Source organism: Maribacter sp. IgM3_T14_3 (assembly GCF_049603095.1).
Taxonomy (GTDB): Bacteria; Bacteroidota; Bacteroidia; order Flavobacteriales; family Flavobacteriaceae; genus Maribacter.
In genome coordinates this window covers 3,895,059-3,918,027 of record NZ_CP187138.1, presented here as the reverse complement: position 1 = coordinate 3,918,027, position 22,969 = coordinate 3,895,059, and the positions used below count along the sequence as shown (strand labels likewise).

The window sequence follows — 22,969 nt, the reverse complement described above, 5'->3', positions numbered from 1 at the left end:
TCGTAATTATTATTGCCTTGTAAGTATAAGAACTGTTGAAGTGATTAATACAGAAGCAATTGACACCCAAATTGAAGCTCTATTATCTAACGCGGAAGAGGTAACTGCAGATTTATTAGGTTCTACATACACCACATCATTTTGGGTTAAATAGTACACAGGAGAATTTAAAGACTCTTTTTGTGTTAAATCAATTCTCGTATACACCTTGGTACCGTTAAAATCTCTTATAACCATAACGTTTTTACGCATACCTTTAATAGTCAAATCGCCAGCTAACCCTATGGCTTCAAGCACCGTTATTTGCTCACCATTAACAGGATAAGTACCTGGTCTTGAAACCTCACCTAAAACGGAAACGGTAAAGTTTTTTAATCGAATATTGATAATTGGATCTTTTAAATAGTTATTTAATTTTTCCTTTAAAAAAAGTTTAGTTTCTTCAGGTGATAGACCAACTATTTTTATTGAACCTAATACCGGAAAATCAATTTCACCATTTTTATCAATAATATAATCTAATTGTTCTGGTCGAAAACCACCTTCTTCTGCTCCTTTGAACAAATTAAAAGGTAAACTTGCTTGAGGATCTAACGTAGATACATTAATAGTCACTACATCATCTATTTTAAATTTATTAGTATGAGAATTATCAGAAACAATTGTTTCATAATCTCCTGCATTTTGAAAATAAACAATATCTGTTTTCGATGCACACGAAACTAAAAGCAAAGAACAAATGATAAATAAACTGCAAAGCTTAACTACTGATTTTCTGATCATAACTAATTTTTAAAATAATAAGGTTGATTAACTATTTAGGATTTAACAATTTTTAAAGATGGTATACTCTCTTCATTAGAATTTTTAGTATCATCGAGTTTACATAATTCTGAATTATTGGACACAAATTCCGGTACTATTTTTTTCATTAAAATTACAGGATCACCTGCAAAAAACATATTTGTAATACAAAGTTCGTCAATTTTAGTTCTTATTAAAGGATAATCCAAATCTCTAACCTTGCTAATCTTTATTTTTTTATGGTATGTAGGCATTGTACTTTCGCCATTTGCCAACAGCTCTTCATATAACTTTTCACCTGGTCTTAAGCCAGTAATTTTAATATCAATGTCATCAGGATAATTTAGCCCAGATAGTTTAATCATGTTTTTAGCCAAATCAAAAATCTTAACCGATTCGCCCATATCAAAGATGAAAATTTCCCCTCCTTGCCCCATTGAACCTGCTTCCAAAACTAATTGAGAAGCTTCTGGTATAGTCATGAAATACCTAGTAACATCCTTATGAGTCAATGTAATTGGACCACCTTTTTCGATTTGTTTTCTAAAAAGAGGAATTACCGATCCATTAGAACCTAACACATTACCAAATCTAGTAGTTATAAATTTAGTTTTACCTTCTTGCTGCATACAACTAATGTACATTTCGGCAATTCTTTTACTCGCACCCATAACATTGGTTGGGTTCACAGCCTTGTCAGTTGAAACGAAAACGAATTTCTCAACGCCATGCATGATTGACAAGTCAGATATATTCTTTGTTCCTGCAATATTTATTTTAATCGCCTCATACGAATTGTATTCCATTAAAGGCACATGCTTATACGCTGCAGCATGAAATACCATATTCGGTTTGTGTTCTTCAAAAATAGTATTCAGTCTATTTTTATCTCTTACATCACCTACAATGGGTATAAAATTGTGAAATCCGTTTTGCTTTAATTCTTGTTGCAAGTCATACAACGCAGATTCCGCTTGGTCGATTACTATTAATGATTTATAATTATAAGTACATATTTGCCTAACCAACTCACTACCAATAGAACCGGCACCACCGGTAACCAATACTTTTTTGTTATTAAGTTCATTAGCAATTTTACTATTATCAATGTTTATTTGTGCCCTATCTAACAAGTCCTCAATTTGAACTTGCTTTATCTGAGATACTTTTAACTCACCATTGATCCAATCTTCAACCGGCGGTACTATTTTAACTTCAACAGGATAGTCAACCAATCGCTCTACTAAAATTCTTAATTTTTTAGGAGAGATACCTTTATTAATCGAGAAAATAATTTCGGTAATATTATTTTTAAGAATAAATTCTTCGGTAAGAATTCTTCTACTGAATACATCAATTCCGTTAATTTGTTTACCTACTTTTTTATTATCATTATCTATATAACCTAATACTCTTACTTTATTTTGGGTATTCTGAGTTAATGCGTTATGCGTTAAAATACCAGATTCACCAGCACCATATATAATTACATTTTTATGCAATTTTATATCTTTGGTCAATATAGCATTATAAACAGATTTAAAAACAAATCGTGAAGCTGTCAAGCCTATAAATGAGAGTAAGCTATATATAATTATAATTGAAAGAGGTATTGTAAAGTTTTCAAATATATCTAACTCCTTATTTATAAGCACCATTACTATCAATAAAATACTAGATAAGCAAATGGTGTTAAAAATATTATAGACATCACGCACACCAGTGTGTCTAATAACACCTTTATAAGAACCGATTATTAAAAATGAAATAGCCGTTACTAAACAGACTACTGGTAATTGCACTAACAATTGATTTACATCAAAATCAAAAGTTAAATTAAATCTGATACAATAAGATAGTATGAAACAAATACCGACCATCAAAACATCAATAGCCAAAACTATCCATTTAGATGCAAATCGGTTTATATTATTAGGTAGGTCAAAGTAGGTCATTCTGTTTTTTTTTGGACTTGTCGAAGTACGAATATAAAATGGGTTTATCTTTAAATAAAATTATCTAATTTATATTCGTTTAATTCGCATTTATCATCGTCTAAAAGTTTTTAGATTAGAAAATAGCATCTCATTTACATTAATAACTTTGCTTTATTTACTGACAATCAGGCAAATTTACTAAATCCATTCTATAAACGAATATTCTACAACTATATTTCACAAAAGGTACTAGTAAGTTTTTTATACACAATTAGACTAAAAAAGCCTGACGTACTTAATCGACAATTTAGTGGATTTCAGCGTTTTGTTATTTAATTTCGCATTTACAGAAGTATCTTTGTATCTAAGAAATGTGTCCCCAGAATGTAACATTTTAGATTCTACAAAAAAATGAAACGCATACCATTTTACAATTTATATTTTTTACTTTTTACATTGTTTTGTGCTTCTACATCTCAATCTCAAACACCAACACAAGATGGTGAATGGGGATCTCCTATACCATTTACCATAGTACCTGTTGCTGTAGCTAATTTACCAGATGGTCGATTAATTACATGGTCCTCACAGTTTCGAAATACTTTTGTTGAAATTGGCGATGGAATGACGTACACTCAAATTTTTGATCCGACACTAAATGGAGGTTTTGGTCAAGCTTTAGGCGAAACCGTTACACAAACCGATCACGACATGTTCTGTCCTGGTATTAATAACTTGGCAGATGGCCGTATACTTTCTGCAGGCGGATCAACCAGCGAAAGAACCAGTATTTACGACCCAATAACTGGTGTTTGGTCGCGTGCTTCAGACATGAACATACCTAGAGGATATCAAGGTAACACCACTCTTTCAAACGGTGCGGTTTTTACCGTTGGCGGTTCTTGGAGCGGAGGCGCTGGCAATAATGGCGGAAAAGCAGCAGAGTTATGGACTCCTGAATCTGGGTGGGTAAATTTACCCAATATAACAGGGGAATCTTTATATACTGCAAGTGATTTAGCAAAAGAGCAACAAGGTCTTTATAGAGTAGATAATCATGTTTGGCTTTGGCCGGCGCCCAACGGAAAACTTTTTCATGCTGGACCAGGTGAACTAATGCATTGGATAGACCCAGATGTATCTGGAGGAGATATTACCGGTGCTGGTTTTAGATCTAACGATACGTATTCCATGAAAGGGACAACCGTTATGTTCGATGTGGGAAAGATATTGAAAGTTGGTGGAGCAGAATCGTATGGGGCAAGTTCAATAACTGACACCCCTGCAAAGAATAATTCTTTTGTAATCGATATCAATGTGCCTTATGGGACTAACGCAAATGTAATTAGTGCTGGTAACTTAGCCTTAAGCAGAACAATGCATAATAGCACAGTTTTACCTAATGGGCAAGTACTGGTAACGGGCGGTTTAGGTCGCGGCGCGGTATTCACGGATATAGACGCTCGATATGAAGCCGAACTTTATACTCCTTCACCAAGTGGCGGCCCTGGGACTTGGGAAACTGTTGCAGACATGGCAGAAGCTAGAACATACCATAGTGTTGCAATTTTAATGACTGACGGGAGAGTTTTCGTTGGTGGTGGTGGGCTTTGTGATGGCACTTTGGATTGCGTAAACCATTTCAGCGCCGAAATCTACAGTCCACCATATTTATTTAATTCTGCCGATATGTTAGCAGCGAGACCATCTATTACTTCTATAACTGGTAATACATTGGGCACAGGACCATACAACAATAACCCGATGGCAGCATATGGTGACATACTAGCAATAAATACTGATGTTGCTGTAGAATCATTTAGTTTAGTAAGATTTTCAGCAGCTACCCACTCAACGAATAATGAGCAAAGGAGAATTCCTTTGACAACTACTCCAGGTACTAGTCATAATTTAACGATTCCTAACAGCAACCTTTTACCGCCTGGGTATTATATGTTATTTGCAATAGATGCCAATGGAACTCCTAGTGTTTCAAGAACAATAAGAATAGGTACTGCACTACCACTACAGATTACAAACACCAATTTAGTAGTTGATATGAAATTCGATGAAACAACTGGAAGCTTTGCAAACGATAGTAGCAATTATAACAATGACGCTACTATAGTTGAACGCGATGACAACGGCAATACCATTACCAATGGTGGGAATTACAATTGGACAACCGGAATTATCGACAATGCAATAGAATTCAATGGTCTTGAACACAGTAGTAATGCCTTAATCGACATTCCGAGTTCCCCATCCTTACAAACATTAGATGACCAGATTACTGTAATGGCATGGGCCTACAGAAATTCAGCCGGTAGTACAATACCTGGAACTACTAAAGTAGCCAACGTTGGTCTGTTCAGCCATGATTATGTAAGTACACTTTTTTTTGGATTCCACAATACCATGTACAAATGGGCTTTTGTAACCAATAACGGGCCCGTAGACCTTTATGCTGGGCGTGCCCCTATGGATACTTGGGTGCATATGGCAGCTACCTATGATGGAATTACCGCAAAGCTATATGCCAATGGAAAACTAATTTCATGGAAGGAATTGACCGGCACGATACCGTTCAGAGACGACAGTAGTTTACAGAGTCATTTTACTTCTTCTGGTTTCTTTGACCAAAGAACAGCGGCCAACTTACCTAGTTATGCCAATGGCAGTGGAATTACCGATGAGATTAACGGTAAAATAGACGAACTTAAAGTATTCAACAAAGTACTTGGGGAGTCTGAAATAAAAGAATACTACCAACAAGGTATTGATACAGGTAACCCACAAGTTGTTAATTGTTCTTCTACTGCTATTACCGCTCAATACAGAATAGGTACTAATGGTACTTGGTTAAGCGGTAATTCATTAACCATTCAAGAAGGTGCAGAAGTATTCATAAGAGCAGAAACGACAGGGAATCAGTATTACGTAACCACACCACAAGAGAACGGCCCTACTTTTAGCTCAGGAGCAAGTGCTGGGTACGCGTATAAAATAGATACTGACGTTTTTCAGGGGACTAATCCAGAAAGAAATAATGGCCTTGTAGACATATCCAACGAAGGTCAGTTTGTAATGACCACGGCACAAGGTTGTACTGCCGTATTCGACCTTAAGGTAACCGTTATTGACGAAACAGACGGTTGTCCAAATCAATTAATTAATGAAGACAGTGCCATAACCTTACCAAAGGGAACATCTAATGATTTGGAAATCGCTGTAGGTAATTCAGAAAATACAAATGGTTCTGATTGTTCACTTAAGCTTGTAAATGCGGATACTGGCACTCCATTTGTTAGACATAACATTGCACTTAATTTAAACACTTTAGGTATCGCCGCTGGTGATGAAATATCTATTTCTCTAGATGCAGACGGTACTGATGGTGTTCCAAGATTTGAGGTTAGCCCTGATAATGCCACTAATGGAAACATTTTATTCCATACGTTTGGCTCAGGTTGGACTAATTTTGAAGGAACTTTTATTGTTCCTGCCGGACTTACCACATTAAATTTATGGCTTTTTACCAATTATAATTCGCAAAATGCAGGTACTGTATTCTATGATAACCTCAGAGTTATTAACCTTTCCAAAAATGGGGGAAATACACCGGCGACGGCTATTATTTCTGCCGTTCCTACAAACGGAACTGCTCCTTTAAATGTAACTTTTAATGGCTCTAATTCTAATGATAATTCAGAAATAGCATCGTACAGTTGGGACTTTGGAGACGGAACTACTGCTACAGGTGTAAATGTTAACAAAACTTTCATTTACTCTGGAACTTATAATGTCGTTTTAACCGTTACAGCTAATGACGGTGATACAGATACAGAAGTAATTGAAATCACTTCTAGTGGCGCCCCTATTGCTAATATTGTGGCTACACCCCAAATAGGAGATTCACCATTAGAGGTATCATTCGACGCATCTGGTTCTACCGGTGCCAATACCATAGTTTCCTACTCATGGGATTATGGAGATGGAGTTATTGGCAGTGGAATAACATCTTCTCATATTTATACTACTGTAGGTAACTTTACGGCTCAACTAACCATAGTAGATTCTGCCGACTTAACGGATACAGAAAATATTCTTATTACAGTTGAAGCACCTTTAAACGCACCGCCAACAGCAGTCGCCAATGCTACTCCGATAAATGGCGAAGCCCCTTTGCTAGTAGCTTTTAATGCAACAGGTTCAACAGACGATAACGGTATCTCTACTTATTCATGGAATTTTGGAGATGGTTCTGTAAATGGCACGGGCATAGAAACCTCACACATTTACAACAACGAAGGCACTTACAACGCAGTGTTAACGGTAACTGATGCTCAAGGATCAACCGATACCGAAACGATAGAAATTATAGTTTCACCAGCTACAGCAACTAACTTAGCACCTATAGCTCAAATATCAGCAACACCTATAAATGGTAATGCTCCTCTATTGGTAGAATTTGATGCATCTGCATCTTCAGATGATAACGGTATCTCAACTTATTCATGGGAATTTGGTGACGGTTCTGTGAATGGAACGGGGATTGAAGTCTCTCATATATATACGGTCGTAGGAACGTATACTGCACTATTGACCGTAACCGATGCACAAGGGCTATCTAATTCTACTAGTATAGAAATTATAGTTTCTCCGGCTACAACAGGTAATTCAGTACCGATTGCAATGGCAACTGCCACCCCTATTAATGGAGAAGCCCCACTGTTAGTCGATTTCGATGCAACAACATCGACCGATGATAATGGTATCACTTTATACTCCTGGAACTTTGGTGACGGATCTTCTACTGGTTCAGGTGTTCAAACTTCTCACACCTATGGTGCTGTTGGTAGTTATAATGCTGTTTTAACAGTTACCGATGCACAAGGTTTGACCGATACATTTGCATTAACAATTATGGTATCTCCATCTACCTCTGGTAATTTAGCACCGATAGCTATAGCGAGTGCAACACCGTTAAACGGAGAAACACCATTAATTGTAAACTTCGATGCATCTGACTCTTCAGATGATAATGAGATTATAACCTATTCATGGAATTTCGGTGACGGTTCTCCAGTTACATCAGGTATTGAAACCTCACATACTTATAATGAAATCGGACAGTACTTTGCTATGTTGACAGTAACCGACGAAGAAGGATTAGCTGACATCACTACATTAGAAGTTACGGTACTACCTGTAGAAACAGAAAATTTAGCTCCAATTGCAATAGCAACTGCCGACCCACTTAGTGGCGAATCTCCTTTAGTAGTAAATTTTGATGCCTCTGCTTCATCAGATGATAAGGCAATCACAACATATTCATGGAATTTCGGCGACGGATCTTCACCAGGTACTGGTATTGAAACATCACATACATTTGAAACTGATGGTATTTATAATGTAATCTTAACTGTAACTGATGCTGAAGGCCTTACCGACACTGCCACCATAGAAATTACAGTTTCTACAAGTGAAACAGGGAATTTAGCTCCAATAGCTTCTGCGACTGCCGACCCATTAAACGGTGAGGCACCTTTACTTGTAAATTTTGATGCGTCAGCATCTTCAGATGACAAGGGTATCATCTCATACGCATGGGATTATGGTGATGGTATAAAAGGTAATGGAGTAAACACTACACATACCTTCAATACACCAGGTACTTATGAAGTAACATTAGTGGTTACTGATGCGGAAGGGGTAACAGCAACAACCAATTTAATTATAATTGTTACAGCGATAAATACCACTTTAAACAATGCAGATCTAAAGGATATAATAGTTTATCCAAATCCGGTAGGTAATGAAAATCTAAATATCAACCTATCAGATTTTATGAATGAATCTATAGCATTAGGTTTTTATGACTCCTATGGCAAATTAGTATTTCAAAATATTGTTAATGAAGATCATCCTGAAGAAATTGCAATTGATGTTTCATTCTTATCCGATGGTTTATATTTAATCGAAATCACTAGAGTGGAGACGAATGAATTCACGTATAAAAAAATCATAAAAGTTAAATAACACTGGACATTTAACTTTTATTAATAGTGCCGTAGTAAAGAAATTTACTACGGCAATAGTTACATTTGTATTTCTATAAAATTAATGATTTTGAAAATACTTGTAACTGGCGCTGCGGGCTTTATTGGCTATCATCTATCCCTTTCCTTACTGAAGTCTGGGCATCATGTAATTGGTCTAGATAATTTAAACACCTATTACGATGTTAATTTAAAGTTTGCAAGACTAGCTGAACTTGGTATTCGAGAAAATTTTATCACTGACGACAACAATTTCATGCAAAGCTCCTCCTATGAAGATTTTAAATTCATCAAGTGTAATTTAGAAGATTCGTTAATTATCAATGAGGTATTTAATAAAAATAAATTTGATATTGTTTGTAATCTAGCGGCACAAGCAGGTGTACGTTATAGCCTAGAATATCCTGAGAAATATATTAGCAGTAATATTGTAGGTTTTTTTAATATATTAGAAGGCTGCAAGACAACAAAGGTGCCGCATTTAATTTACGCAAGTAGTTCTAGTGTATATGGTAATAGCACCGCTACCCCATTCAAAACATCCGATTTTACTGATAGTCCCGTTAGTTTATATGCCGCCACAAAAAAGAGCAATGAACTCATGGCACATACATATAGCCATTTATACGACTTCAAGACAACCGGATTACGGTTTTTTACCGTATATGGACCGTGGGGTAGACCGGACATGGCCTATTTTAAATTTACGCAGGCAATATTGAAAAATGAAAGCATACCCGTTTATAACAATGGTAATCTTGAAAGAGATTTCACCTATATAGATGATGTAGTTGGTGGCATACATAAAATAGTAGACAAAGGTTTTATAAGCAATTCAGAAAATAATAACAATGCTATCTATAATATAGGAAATGGCAAGCCAGTTAAACTAATGAGCTTAATACATATATTAGAAAAAGAATTAGGTAAAAAAGCGACCTATGATATGTTACCTATGCAAGATGGTGATGTTTATAAAACATGGACAGATATAGAGGAGCTTAAAAAAAATTATAATTACCGACCAACAATTGATATTAAATATGGAATTCATCAATTTGTAAAGTGGTATAGTGATTTTTATAAATAAAATTTAGAACAGAACATTTATATACAATTAAGGAATGAAAATAGGAATTATTGGATTAGGATATGTAGGACTTCCCTTGGCTGCGCTTTTCGCTAAAAAATATAAAGTTGTAGGTTTTGATATTAATCAAAAAAGGGTAGATGAAATAAAATCAGGTAAAGATACTACCCTTGAACTTTCAGATGTAGACCTTGAACAAGTTTTAATAGCAAACTTTAATCAAAAAGAAACTGGATTAATTTGCACTACCTCGATTAACGATTTAGCTGATTGCACCTATTATATCATTACGGTACCTACACCTGTAGATGACACAAAAAGACCTGTTTTCACTCCATTGATTAAAGCTAGTGAGGCGGTTGGTAAAATTCTTAAAAAAGGAGATATTGTCATTTATGAATCAACTGTTTATCCAGGTGCTACAGAAGAGGTTTGTATTCCTGTTATAGAAAAAACCAGCGGTATGATTTTCAATAAAGATTTTTACGCTGGGTACTCCCCAGAACGTATTAACCCAGGAGACAAAAAACATACGGTAGAAAAAATATTGAAAGTTACCTCTGGATCTACTCCTGAAATTGGAATAAAAGTTGATGAATTATATAAATCAGTCATCAAGGCAGGTACGCACCTTGCCCCTACTATTAAAGTTGCAGAGGCATCGAAAGTTATTGAAAATACCCAACGAGACATCAATATAGCCTTCATGAACGAGTTGGCTAAAATATTCGGCTTATTAGGCATTGACACCAATGATGTTTTAGAAGCTGCAGGTACGAAATGGAATTTTTTACCGTTTAAACCGGGTCTTGTTGGTGGACACTGTATTGGAGTTGACCCTTATTATTTAGCCCAAAAAGCACAAGAAAATGGTTACAATCCCGATTTAATTTTAGCAGGTAGAAGAATCAATGATGGTATGGGCGAATATGTTAGCCTTCAAATCATCAAATTGATGCTTAAGCATGACTTACAAGTTAAAGATGCGAAAGTTTTGATTCTTGGGGTTACGTTTAAAGAAGATTGCCCCGATGTTAGAAATACGAAAGTTGTTGATTTGGTCAAAAACTTAAATGATTATAGAGTTAACACGACAATTTATGATCCATGGGCAGACCCAGAAGAAGTAAAACATGAGTACGGATTGATTACAACACAAGAAAAACCTACGGACAAATATGATGTAATTGTTTTGGCAGTTGCGCATGAAAAGTTTTTAAAAGAAGACTTATCTTGCTTTAAAAATAAAAACACGTTGGTTTACGATATAAAAGGGAAATTAACAAGTGGTTATACAGCACGTTTATAGCCCTATAAAACGAGATAATTTTCAATTATAAAATTGAGTTAATAAATTTATTGCCAAAAATTAAAATTATAGCATGAACTTAACAGTAATCGGAACAGGATATGTTGGCTTAGTAAGCGGAACTTGTTTTGCTGAAATGGGAAATACAGTAACCTGTGTTGACATTGACGAGAATAAAATCACCAATTTAGAGAAAGGAATAATTCCTATATACGAGCCAGGTTTAACCCAAATGGTTTTAAGGAACTATGAAAACAAAACATTACGTTTTAGCACTGATTTAGCTAAAACACTTATTAAATCTGACATTGCATTTATAGCAGTTGGTACCCCAATGGGTGAAGATGGCGCAGCAGATTTGCAATATGTATTGCAAGTAGCTTCAGATATTGGCGACCATATGCAACAAAAGCTCATTATTGTTGACAAATCAACCGTACCGGTAGGTACAGCAGATAAAGTAAAAGCTAAAATTCAAGAACGCTTAACATTACGCGGTGTTGATATTCCTTTTGAAGTAGTTTCAAATCCTGAATTTTTAAAAGAGGGAGATGCTATCAATGATTTCATGAAACCAGATAGGGTTGTTATTGGTGTAGAGACTCCAGAAGCTGAAGAGCAAATGAGAACCCTATACGCACCTTTCTTTAGAACACAAAATAGAATGATTTCTATGGATGTACGATCTGCAGAAATGACGAAATATGTTGCAAATGCGATGCTAGCAACCAAAATTTCGTTCATGAACGAAGTTGCAAATATTTGCGAATTGGTAGGTGCAGATGTTAATAAGGTTAGAGTTGGTATTGGTTCTGATAGTAGAATCGGATACAGCTTTATTTACCCAGGTAGTGGTTACGGTGGTTCATGCTTCCCTAAAGATGTAAAAGCATTAAAACGCTCTGCACAAGAACATGGTTATACCCCTCGACTAATCGACGCGGTAGAGAAAGTAAACAACGACCAAAAATTTGTTATTGCCAATAAAGTAGTTGGTCATTTTGGTGAAGACCTCACCGGTAAAACTTTCGCTATTTGGGGTCTTGCTTTTAAGCCTGAAACCGATGATATGCGAGAAGCTCCTGCCATTTATATTATAAGAGATTTGGTGAAAAGAGGTGCTAAAATAAACACCTATGACCCTAAAGCAATGCACGAAGCAAAAAGTCATTATTTAAAGGATGTAGAAAATGTATCGTATTTTGATTCTAAATATGACACGTTAAAAGATGCGGATGCCATGATACTTTTAACAGAGTGGAAAGAATTTAGATCTCCAGATTTTGAAGAACTAAAAGTAAGATTAAAAGAGCCTATAATTTTTGATGGTAGAAACCAATATACGGCATTGAATATGCCAGAAAAAGGGTTTACCTACTACCAGATAGGTAAGAAATAACAACTTTTTAGATAAGAAGTATATGAAGGTCAAGAACGTTGTTCTTGACCTTTTTTGTTGATAATCAATTAAAAATTAATAGTATAACTAGGCTCTTATCTAGTAATTTTGCGATTCAGCGATTAATGAAATTATTAGGTAAATTGCTGACTATTTTTACTGCGTATCATTTTTTGACCCCTTAAACTGATACGTTTTTTATAAATAACTACTATGCTGCAAAGAACAATCTATTTAGCACTTCTATTTTTATCTTTTTCATTTATTGCCAACGCACAAGACGCTGACTTTGATGGTATTTTAGATGCTGTTGATTTATGCCCAAATACTGTGGACCCAACAAATGCTGATACTGATGGTGATAGTATTGGTGACGTATGTGATTTAGATGATGATAATGATGGTATTTTAGATAGTGAGGAATGCGAAATTATTGTTCCATTCGGTGGATTTGAGGCACCTTTTATTAGTGCCTGGGATATACAAGATTATGATAATTTTGCCTTGGAATCCGCTAACGCTGCTACGACTTATGATTATGTACCTGAAGGAGTTCAATATTTAGCTCTAAATTCATATAACCGAAACTCTATTTTAACATTAAACAATCCTATAACTGTAAGTGACGACGCAGACTATTTCTTTTATTTTGATTTAGGAGATAAAGTTGGATCTGGTGGATATCAAAGTGACGGAATTACAGTTGTAGAATTAGGATTTGGTTCTGACGCAACAACCTTTACAACAATTCCAGGAGCAATTCGCACCATAGATGGGGCAACCGAAACACCTGAAGGCTGGACTAGTTTCAATATCAATTTCTCTATACTACCTGGTGACATAAATATTGGTCAAGGTTTATTAATTAGAATAAGTCATCAAGGAGTTGGTGCGGATGCTCAACTTAATTTAGATAATCTGAGAATCGTTAAAGACACTGATCGAGATGGGCTTTATGACTGTATTGATACCGATAGTGACGGAGATGGTTGCTTTGATGTAATTGAAGCAGGACATACAGCTAGCACAAACCCTTTAACCCCAGGGCAATTAATGGGAACCAACATTGACCCAACAACTGGTTTGGTAACAGGATACGCAACAGGATATTCAGGAAGTACTCAAGAAGTTTTGGATAACAATTTAAATGCATGCGCCCCACTTTATAAAGATAATGACGGCGATGGCATTTTAAATGAAGCTGATTTAGACGATGATAATGATGGCATCAGAGATGAATATGAGTGTGAAATACCTATTGAAAATTTTAGTTTTGAAGATGATTTACCTGGTGCTTCACCTCAAACAGGCTGGGTATTTACCGCCCCAGATGGTGCTGGTATTGAAGGGTTAATTTCACCACCAGCCTTAAATCCAAACTATTATTCCGTTACGGATGGAAATCAATTAGCGTTTATTAACGGTACCGGTTATATGGAATTATCTAATGTATATGCCACATATGAACAAAGTGCCTATATTTTAAGTGTAGCCATAGGTGATGGTATAGATAATAGTAACCCATATAGAAATGATGGCCTTAGTTTAATACAATTAGGTTATTACAATGACGATGACAATAATATTTTAACCCCTCCGGTATGGGTTCTAATTGATGAAGAAGAAATTCAAGGTTATGAAACTCAACCAGGTACTTGGGCAGATTTTTCCCTGAACGTAAATATAGTTGATGGAGATAGTGCATTAGGAAACGGTATAGTGGTCAGAATTACGCATACAGAAAATGGTATTCTAAATCAAAGAGCAGGAAATTATGATAATATAAGAATAGTAAAGGATACCGATAACGATGGAATATCAAATTGTTTTGACACTGACAGCGACAATGATGGTTGCCCTGATGTTGAAGAAGCCGGTCATGCTAATGGCGGCACTGGTTCTTTAGCCGGTGGTGCAGTAGATGCCGATGGGTTAATTACTGGTTACGCCACAGGTTATAGTGGTCCCACAAATGCCGTTTTCAACAATTTATTGGATACTTGTAACCCAATAGATACCGATGGCGATGGATTAGCGAATGATGATGGTTATACTCAAAATTTACCAGCGAACAGCGATGATTTTGATTTATTGGATAAGGATAACGACAATGATGGTATTACTGATATTAATGAGGGGTGCAACTTAACTACAGTTGGATTAATGAGGGAAGCTTATGCTTTTGAAGTTCCATTAAATAATTTTATTTACGACCCAGGTGCTGGAAATGACACACCATCTAATCAAGGTAATCCACTGATGGGGACAAGAAGTCCAGATTTTTGGCTACCGAGCGATTTTTCGGTTGTAGGGACATCTTTAGTTCGTGTTCAAGATTATATTGACCCAGCAACTACACTACCGTATTCTCCTAATTATTATGCTGATGGATCTGGCATACCTGATGACCCTACCGCAGCGCCAGGCGATGCTACGCGATATGACAATGACTCATTTGTATTTATCAATGGTACTGCTTCAATAACTCAAGACCGTTTTGCTTATAACTTAACTAATAGAGTTCCCACAATTATAGAAGGTGGTTATATTATAACTGTAGCTATAGGTGATGGCTTGGATATTGAAGATCGCTTTAGAAATGATGGCACCAGCCTATTAGAAGCTGGTTATGATGACGGTAGTGGTTTTACTGTTTTAGGGTCTAGAACTGTACAACCCCACGAAACGCCTAATGGCACTTGGACAGATATTTCATATAATGTACCAATACCAGCTGGCTCTGCTGCCATAGGACAATTATTACTGTTGCGAATAACGCACACTATTAATGTAGCAAACAACCAAGAAGCCGGTAATTATGATAATATCCGAATCAATTTTGATTACGATGGTGATGGCATACCTGATTGTAATGATTTGGATTCCGATGATGATGGTTGCCCAGATGCCACAGAAGCTGGTTTTACTAATGATGATCTTGATGATTTTGTCGGCAACGGAATCCCAGCCATTGATGGCAACGGACTTGTAACCGGAACTGATGGATATACTACGCCAGTAAGTGCCAATGTTAGAAGTTTTTCATTGCCCGCAATAATTAATCCCGGGGGCGAACTTACAGATCAAACCGTTTGTGAGGGAGAAGATGCTGTATTTACGGTGGTAGCCACAAGACCAGCTCCTAACACAAATATAGTTTACGAATGGTACGAAAGTACTGACGGGGGTACTACCTTTGTTTTACTTACAGAAGTTGCTCCATACTCTGGCACAACTACAACAGAACTTACCATTGCTGGGGTAGCAATAGCGCAAGATACCTATCAATATAGAGTTCGTGTTATGGGTGATGACAATTTTTGTTTCGAAGAATCAATAGCAACACTAAACGTAACAACCGCACCAACTGCAATTACACCTGTTGCCGTAGCAGCAAATATTTGTGAAGGAGAGGATGCTGAATTTACTATTACAGGAACCACTGGCGATATCATTACGTATTCTTTTGACGGAGGTGTAACATCTTTAACGATAACAATAGGTGCTACAGGTACTGAAACTGTAACATCGGCAGCAGCTACTGCCGATGTGACTATAGAAATCAGTAGTATTGAAAGCGGCACATGTACTCTTACCCTAACACCTGCAACTTCTGCTACGGTAACTGTAAATACGGTTCCGGTGGTAGACCTTACAACAGTGGGCATATGTGCTCCAAATCGTCTAACTTATGATGTTGATATATTATTAAATGTAGGTACTATAACCGCAGCAAGTGAAGGCACTCTTACTGGTAATACAGTTACGGGTATTACAGCAGGAAATGATTTAGATATTACAGTGGATAATAATGGATGCATTAGAATTCTTACGGTAACAGCCCCAGATTGCTCTTGTCCTGTTATTGACAACCCAGTAAATGCAAATAACCCTTCAATCTGTTTTGGAACTGCCACTCCAGATGTTTCAGTAGATTTAGGAACGAATGGTGATGCCATAAATTGGTATGATGCAAGTACGGCAGGTACACTTTTAAGTAGTGGAACAACTTACACTACCGGAGAAACTGCAGTTGGTACGTATACCTATTATGCCGAAGCAACAGAAGCTGCTTCAGGCTGTATAAGTAACAGGGTTCCCGTAACTTTAACCATTAACCCAATGTCTGTGGCCGACACGAGTGCAGACATTACTGAATGTGCCTCGTATACTCTCCCTGCATTATCTGTCGATAATCTTTATTATACTGGCCCAAATGGCTCTGGCACTAATTTATTAGAAGGCTCGGACATTACAAGTACCCAAACGATATATATTTATGCAGAATCTGGCACCACACCAAACTGTTTTGATGAAACCAGTTTTGTAGTATCTATTAATGACACACCATCATTAACTTTGATGGTTCCAAACTGTAGCGCTGACTTAAACACCTACTCTGTTGAATTTTCAAATAATATACCTACTGCTGTTTTAACTACATCTGCTGGTACTATTAGTGGAAATACCATAATAGATATTCCGTCAAACATTACCTCTATCACAATTACAGCAGATAATAATGGCTGTATAGCAACTTCATCAACATTTGCACCAGACTGCTCCTGCCCTATTATAGATGATGCTACGAATCCAATCAACGCTACGATATGCGAAGGATTAGCTAATCCAAATTTAGCGGTATCATTAGATGACATGGATAATACTATTAATTGGTACACTACTGCTGCAGGTGGCACGAGTATCGCCACCGGCCTTACCTTTACCCCTACCGATTCGGCTATTGGCACCTATACTTACTATGCAGAAGCGATTAATACTATTACAGATTGTATAAGCGATAATAGAATTGCAGTAACCTTGACCATTGAACAAATACCGGTAGCGGATATATTGAGCGATGTTGAAGGCTGTGAATTTTATATACTACCTAATTTAAACGCTAACAATACCTATTACACAGGCGCAAATGGTACCGGTCAACTTCTTGCAGCAGGTAGCCAAATAAATCAAGCTCAGACTATTTATATATTTGCACAATCACCAAATAACACCGATTGCTTTTCAGAAACTGAATTTGACGTTACTATTTTAGAAGAACCAATCATAGACCTTCCTTTCGAAGTGTCGCTTTGTCCCAACTCAAATGGAGTAAGCAGCGCTGTACCTATTGGTACTGACCTAGGTACCGGTTATATTTATGACTGGACACCGAATAACGATAGCAATGGAGATGGAATAGAAGAAGCTATTTTTAATGTTACCGAACCTGGTGAATATAGCCTTAGAATATTTACTATAGGCAATACCATAAATTGTGGTGGAAGTTTGGAGTATGTAGTGAACGTTACAGATGCCCCTTTAGCACAAAATATTGAGGTCGAAATTACTGCCGAAGGTTATGAATTAAACTCAGGTAATCGGGTTAGAGCTATTATCAATGATGATATTTTCGCTTATACCGATTTTGAGTATAGCTTAGATAATCCCGATGGTCCGTACCAAGCAGATAATTTCTTTCAAAATGTGGTCGGAGGATTGCACACGATATTTGTTAGATCAAATCAAGGTTGTGGTTCTACATTAGAAAGTGATCCTTTCCTTATTGTCAACTATCCTACATATTTCTCACCTAATGGAGATGGGTCAAATGATACTTGGTTTCCTTTAGGTTTGGCAGACCCCAATTTAACAACGAATGTAGTTGCCGAAATATATGATAGACATGGTAAACTGGTACATTACTTAGATCCTTTCGGTCCTGGATGGGACGGCACCTATAATGGTATATCACTACCAGAATCTGACTATTGGTTTGTTATTGAATATACCGATGCCTTAGATGATAATAGAAATATTCAATTTAAAGGTCATTTTAGCTTAATTAGATAATTAGCCAATAGATTTAAAAAGTAACATATAAGATTTAAAAAAAGCTGTTCAACATAATTGTTGAACAGCTTTTTTTATTTATTGTAGAAAACAGCAAGCATATTTTTGACCGCATCTTTAACCGATTTTGGAAAAAACCAAGCTAAAGAATTAATAAGTGTGTTTCTTTCTTTATAAAACGATTTATCAAATTCAATTTGCGGCAAAATATATTTCGGATGGCGCAGTGGAAAAGAAAGCTCTTCTCGCTTATCATAATTCATGAACGGACTTTTAGAACTATGGGTAGCATCTTCACCATATCCTATATTACTAATGAGATTAACCTCAGGAAAAATACCCAATTGGTTTTGAGATGCTACACTATAACACCATTGAAAATCCCAAGCACTTACTAGCCCAGTTTCAACAGCTTTAATTCTTCGCTTCCAATAGGTATAATCTTTCCCTAAATAACCACAGTTAGATAAGATAGAATCTTCATATTCACCTGACTTCCATACCATGTCATAATCCATGTTCTTCCAAGCCCTACGCCAGGTAGCCCATCCCCAACACACAGAATATTTAGAAAAACAATACGAATCATCTACTGGAATTGAACCAACTTGATTAAAACCTGAAATTAAACCAATACGATTATCGTTTTCATATTGGTTTAATAAATTTTCACAAAATGGAAAAAAGCTCTCACTGGCGACACAATCATCTTCTAAAATGATACCCTGTTCTTCATGTTCAAAAAACCAGTTAATCGCGGTATATACACCGGGGCCACAACCTAGATTCTCGTCTTGAAACAAGGTTTTGACCTCACATTCCCAATCAATAGCTTTAATAACCGCCTCACGAGTATTTTTAACTTTACTAATATCTGCCTCAACAGTAGGTCTTGGACCATCACCCGAGATATACATTCTTTTCGGTTTACTTTTTCTAATAGCTTCTAAAGATTTTAAAGCAACCTCAGTTCTATTGAAAATTATAAAAAGTATTGGGGTATCTAACATTATTAAAAAATTTAAACTAATGAATTAGGCAAAAAATTGGTCTCGTACTCTAGTTCTTGCACCCCTTTAATTAAAAAGTGCTTTATATGAGATAGTTTCCAATCTGCTATTATTTGATCTCTTCTTAAAAAAACAGCATTCTTATCAAGTTTACCATGACCATTTACATGGCTACCTCTTGATGCTGAAATACAAGATTCATATCCATTATTCATAACAAAATCAAATGCAGGTTTTGTAAAGTGCTCAAATTTACCATAGGTATAAGCAAAATGTTTTATGGGACCACACTTTTCAGTTAGCACAGCATCGGCCTTTAGAAAGTCCTCTTCAAATTGCGTTTGAGTTAATTTTGACACCATATCGTGCTTAAAAGTATGATTACCTATTTCATGACCTTGTTTTTGTAATTGCTCAACTTCACTCCAATTTAAAAAAGCTACAGGTGGCATTTCTAATTTTTCTTGACAAAATATTTTAATTTGATCAACATCTGTCAAACCTATACTTGCAGGGTTAATATAAAAGCAACAACTAGCATCATATGTATTAAGTGCTTGCGCAGCTAGCATATTATTTTGAATACCATCATCAGAACTCCATGCGATATAAGGTTTATCAATTTCATCATTAATTAACCTATGAACAGCCTCAGAATGACTGATAAAAATATGATCTTTTGAAAGAAATTCTAATAAACGTTCAAAATTTTTCAACTCATCTTTAAAAATGTGATGAAAATATAAAAATTGAACTCTAGGGGTTTTTAAATCTTTTTCTTCTCCAAAAAATTTATGCTTAAGACTTAATAAATCTAAAGCCGAAGACCTTACACCTGCCCTAAATTTTCCATTTTGACAATGTTTAATTTGAGCATACGTATCAACAAGTATGGTATCTTTCATTTAAAATATTTCGTTTCGCAAAGATAGTTGTATTCCTTATTTCTTTGAATGTATACTATAAACAAATTATAGGTTTTAAAATTGTATTTATAGCTATATATAATAAGTATTTGTTAAAAAAGAAGTAGTTTATCGAATAAGTAGATGGTTAAACATCCAAACCGTGTTTTAGAACGTTTAATCCTAAAAGATATATTTTTAGTGCATTTCATCGAATAAAAGAGTTTTTAATCGACATATTCAATAAAAAGTTGAATTTTTGAAAAAAATATACATTAACACGATTTACCTACTTTACCTACTTTACCTATGAATTTAAACCTTAGATTTCCCAAATTGTCTACGGCCATTCTTATTTCAATTTTTTTAACATCATGCTCGAAAGATGCTGACTTATTATCGGAGTACGTTATTAACGATACCGATCAATTTTCAGAAATAGGTGTTTTAATCAGAAATGATTTTGTTACGACGCAACCTGATCAAAGTATTATTATTGATGTATTGTCTAATGATGATTTTCCTGATTGGGAAAATGTAAAAATTATTAGCGTATCATCTCCGAATAATGGAGAGGTTATTTTAAATGATAACAAAACTGTTACTTACATACCCGACGGGTTTATAAACACTACCGATACTACGGAAGATACTACAACTCCCGAGCCTGAATCGACCCCAGAGCCGGAAACAACTCCAGAACCGGAAACAACTCCAGAACCGGAACCTACCCCAACACCCGAGCCTGAGTCTACCACTACAGAAGAAGCGGCAGAAGATACTTTTACCTATACTACTGAGGTTACAGACCCTGTAGATAATACAGTAACCACTCAAGAGGCAACAGTAACCGTTACGGTAACCAATTCAGCATTTGCTACATCAGGTGAAAATATTTTTTACGTGACCTCCAACGGGAATTCTAATAATGATGGTAAATCAGAAAATTCAGCTTGGAATTGGTCACATGCAGTCAATCAAGCGCAACCTGGTGATATTGTATACGTAAAAGCTGGAGAATACAATAATATAAATACCACTTTTACTAGAAACGGAACAGCTGGTTCTCCTATCAGATTTGTTGGATATAAAAGTACACCTGGAGATATTGATGCTTCCAAACAGAGTTTATTAAATACGGATACAAAAGGCAGAAGAGGAACAACTCGATATTCGAATAATATTGAATTTAATTATAAAAATAGCCCTAGTTCAAATGAAATGCCAATGTTCAAAAAAAGTTATGTTAAAGGTGAAAATGCATTTCTAATTGGTTCAGATTATATTGAGCTACACAATTTCATTATAAGTGGTTATTCTACTGGAATTTTTATAAATGCAGATAGCAATGGAGCTAAAGCAATTAATTGTATTCTTCATGAACAAGGTAATTTAAATGTTCAACTAACTGACAGCTCACACCCGGACAGATACTATGGTGAAGGAATAACAGCAAGCAGAGCATCAAATTTTTCTATTGAATTCTGTTCGTTTTTAAATCCAGAACAACAGGGTATTACAATTCGAGGTACAAATACTGGAATAGTTGAAAATAATGTTGTTTATAGTTATAATATGACAAATGGAGTTGATTATTCTATACTATTGAGTTCAGATAATGGAAATGCACATGATTTAGTTTTAAAATATAATTTAATTGAAAGATTAGCGAATGTTCCTCATGTAGGTCACGGATTTTCTTTAAAGAATGGAGCAAATAATAATTTAATTTCAAATTTTGAAATTATTAACACTGGAATAGAAACTGAATTCGGCAACGTCTATAATAATAGTTTTGAGAATGGAAATATCCAAGGAAGTTTTTATGATTCAGGCAATGAATTAAGTTCCATTACTGTTTCAAATGGATCGTATAACAATACATTCAAAAATATTATTGTCGATAATGCATGGGGTGGTATCTTTTTTGGAGATTATGACTATAGCCAACATAATGATACAGGAGTTGATCCATTTACATCAGGAGTAGAAAATAATTTTATAAATATAATTGTAAAAAACTGTAGATATGCAGTTATTTTCAAAGATGGCCAAGATCAAAATTCCCAAGGTCCAATTAGCAATAATTTTATTAACTGTACATTTTATGATGTAGAATATGGATTAAGGGTATCCATGAACAACTCGGATAATAAATTTTACAACACTAGTTTCAATACAACCAATAGCTTTTTAACCGAGCACAGTAATAATTATCTTAATTCTAATACGCTATTTAGAAATTGTCATTTTAATGGTGGCAGCACTTCCGCATCTTCTGTTAATGGTTTTCAGTCACAAAACAACATACAAGGCAATCCTTTATTTAAAAATGAAAATAGTGTACAGGACGGTAGTTTTGATGTAACCGGGCTTGAACTACAAGACGCAAGTCCACTTAAAAATAATGGTTTAAATATATCTAATATTCTAAATTTAGTATTTAACTCGTTTAACGATGAAAGTAGAAGTAATAGTGTAAACATTGGAGCTTTTTAAATGCTCCAATGTTTAAAATAAAAAGGCTATCATATAATATGATAGCCTTTTTATTTTAAACATTACTTATAATTTACCTTAAAGTATACAAAAATCATTTA

10 protein-coding genes are annotated in these 22,969 nt (G+C 35.5%); 6 read left to right on the top strand and 4 right to left on the bottom strand.

Annotated features, from left to right (window positions below; genetic code table 11):
• Positions 1-9 precede the first annotated feature (9 nt).
• Positions 10-783, bottom strand: coding sequence for a polysaccharide biosynthesis/export family protein (locus tag ACPF9A_RS17360; RefSeq protein WP_423998858.1), 774 nt, complete (start codon positions 781-783; stop codon positions 10-12).
• A 35-nt stretch (positions 784-818) separates the two neighbouring features.
• On the bottom strand, positions 819-2,759 hold the full coding sequence (locus ACPF9A_RS17355; protein WP_423998856.1) for a polysaccharide biosynthesis protein: 1,941 nt from the start codon (positions 2,757-2,759) through the stop codon (positions 819-821).
• Between the two features lie 393 nt (positions 2,760-3,152).
• Here ACPF9A_RS17355 and ACPF9A_RS17350 point away from each other — a divergent pair, with 393 nt between their 5' ends.
• The 5 genes from ACPF9A_RS17350 to ACPF9A_RS17330 all read left to right on the top strand — a co-directional run bounded on the left by ACPF9A_RS17350 (position 3,153) and on the right by ACPF9A_RS17330 (position 18,454).
• On the top strand, positions 3,153-8,783 hold the full coding sequence (locus tag ACPF9A_RS17350) for a PKD domain-containing protein (RefSeq protein ID WP_423998854.1): 5,631 nt from the start codon (positions 3,153-3,155) through the stop codon (positions 8,781-8,783).
• Between the two features lie 84 nt (positions 8,784-8,867).
• Positions 8,868-9,893, top strand: a complete 1,026-nt coding sequence (locus ACPF9A_RS17345; RefSeq protein ID WP_423998852.1) for an NAD-dependent epimerase/dehydratase family protein — start codon at positions 8,868-8,870, stop codon at positions 9,891-9,893.
• Positions 9,894-9,927: 34 nt separating this feature from the next.
• Complete coding sequence (locus ACPF9A_RS17340; RefSeq protein ID WP_423998850.1) at positions 9,928-11,202, top strand: nucleotide sugar dehydrogenase; 1,275 nt, start codon at positions 9,928-9,930, stop codon at positions 11,200-11,202.
• 73 nt (positions 11,203-11,275) lie between these two features.
• Positions 11,276-12,601 carry a UDP-glucose dehydrogenase family protein gene (locus ACPF9A_RS17335; protein ID WP_423998848.1) on the top strand — a complete coding sequence of 442 codons (1,326 nt, stop codon included), beginning with the start codon at positions 11,276-11,278 and terminating at the stop codon, positions 12,599-12,601.
• 213 nt (positions 12,602-12,814) lie between these two features.
• On the top strand, positions 12,815-18,454 hold the full coding sequence (locus tag ACPF9A_RS17330; protein ID WP_423998846.1) for a T9SS type B sorting domain-containing protein: 5,640 nt from the start codon (positions 12,815-12,817) through the stop codon (positions 18,452-18,454).
• Positions 18,455-18,528: 74 nt separating this feature from the next.
• Here the strand turns inward: ACPF9A_RS17330 and ACPF9A_RS17325 are convergent, their stop codons facing one another.
• Both ACPF9A_RS17325 and ACPF9A_RS17320 read right to left on the bottom strand, forming a co-directional pair.
• Complete coding sequence (locus ACPF9A_RS17325; RefSeq protein ID WP_423998844.1) at positions 18,529-19,464, bottom strand: nucleotide-diphospho-sugar transferase; 936 nt, start codon at positions 19,462-19,464, stop codon at positions 18,529-18,531.
• Between the two features lie 11 nt (positions 19,465-19,475).
• The gene (locus ACPF9A_RS17320) at positions 19,476-20,369 is read right to left on the bottom strand and encodes a polysaccharide deacetylase family protein (protein ID WP_423998842.1); all 894 of its coding nucleotides are present in this window, start codon (positions 20,367-20,369) and stop codon (positions 19,476-19,478) included.
• Between the two features lie 309 nt (positions 20,370-20,678).
• Between ACPF9A_RS17320 and ACPF9A_RS17315 the strand changes: the two genes are divergently transcribed.
• Positions 20,679-22,868: an Ig-like domain-containing protein gene (locus tag ACPF9A_RS17315; protein WP_423998840.1), complete on the top strand. Its 2,190-nt coding sequence runs from the start codon at positions 20,679-20,681 to the stop codon at positions 22,866-22,868.
• The last annotated feature ends 101 nt before the right edge of the window (positions 22,869-22,969 follow it).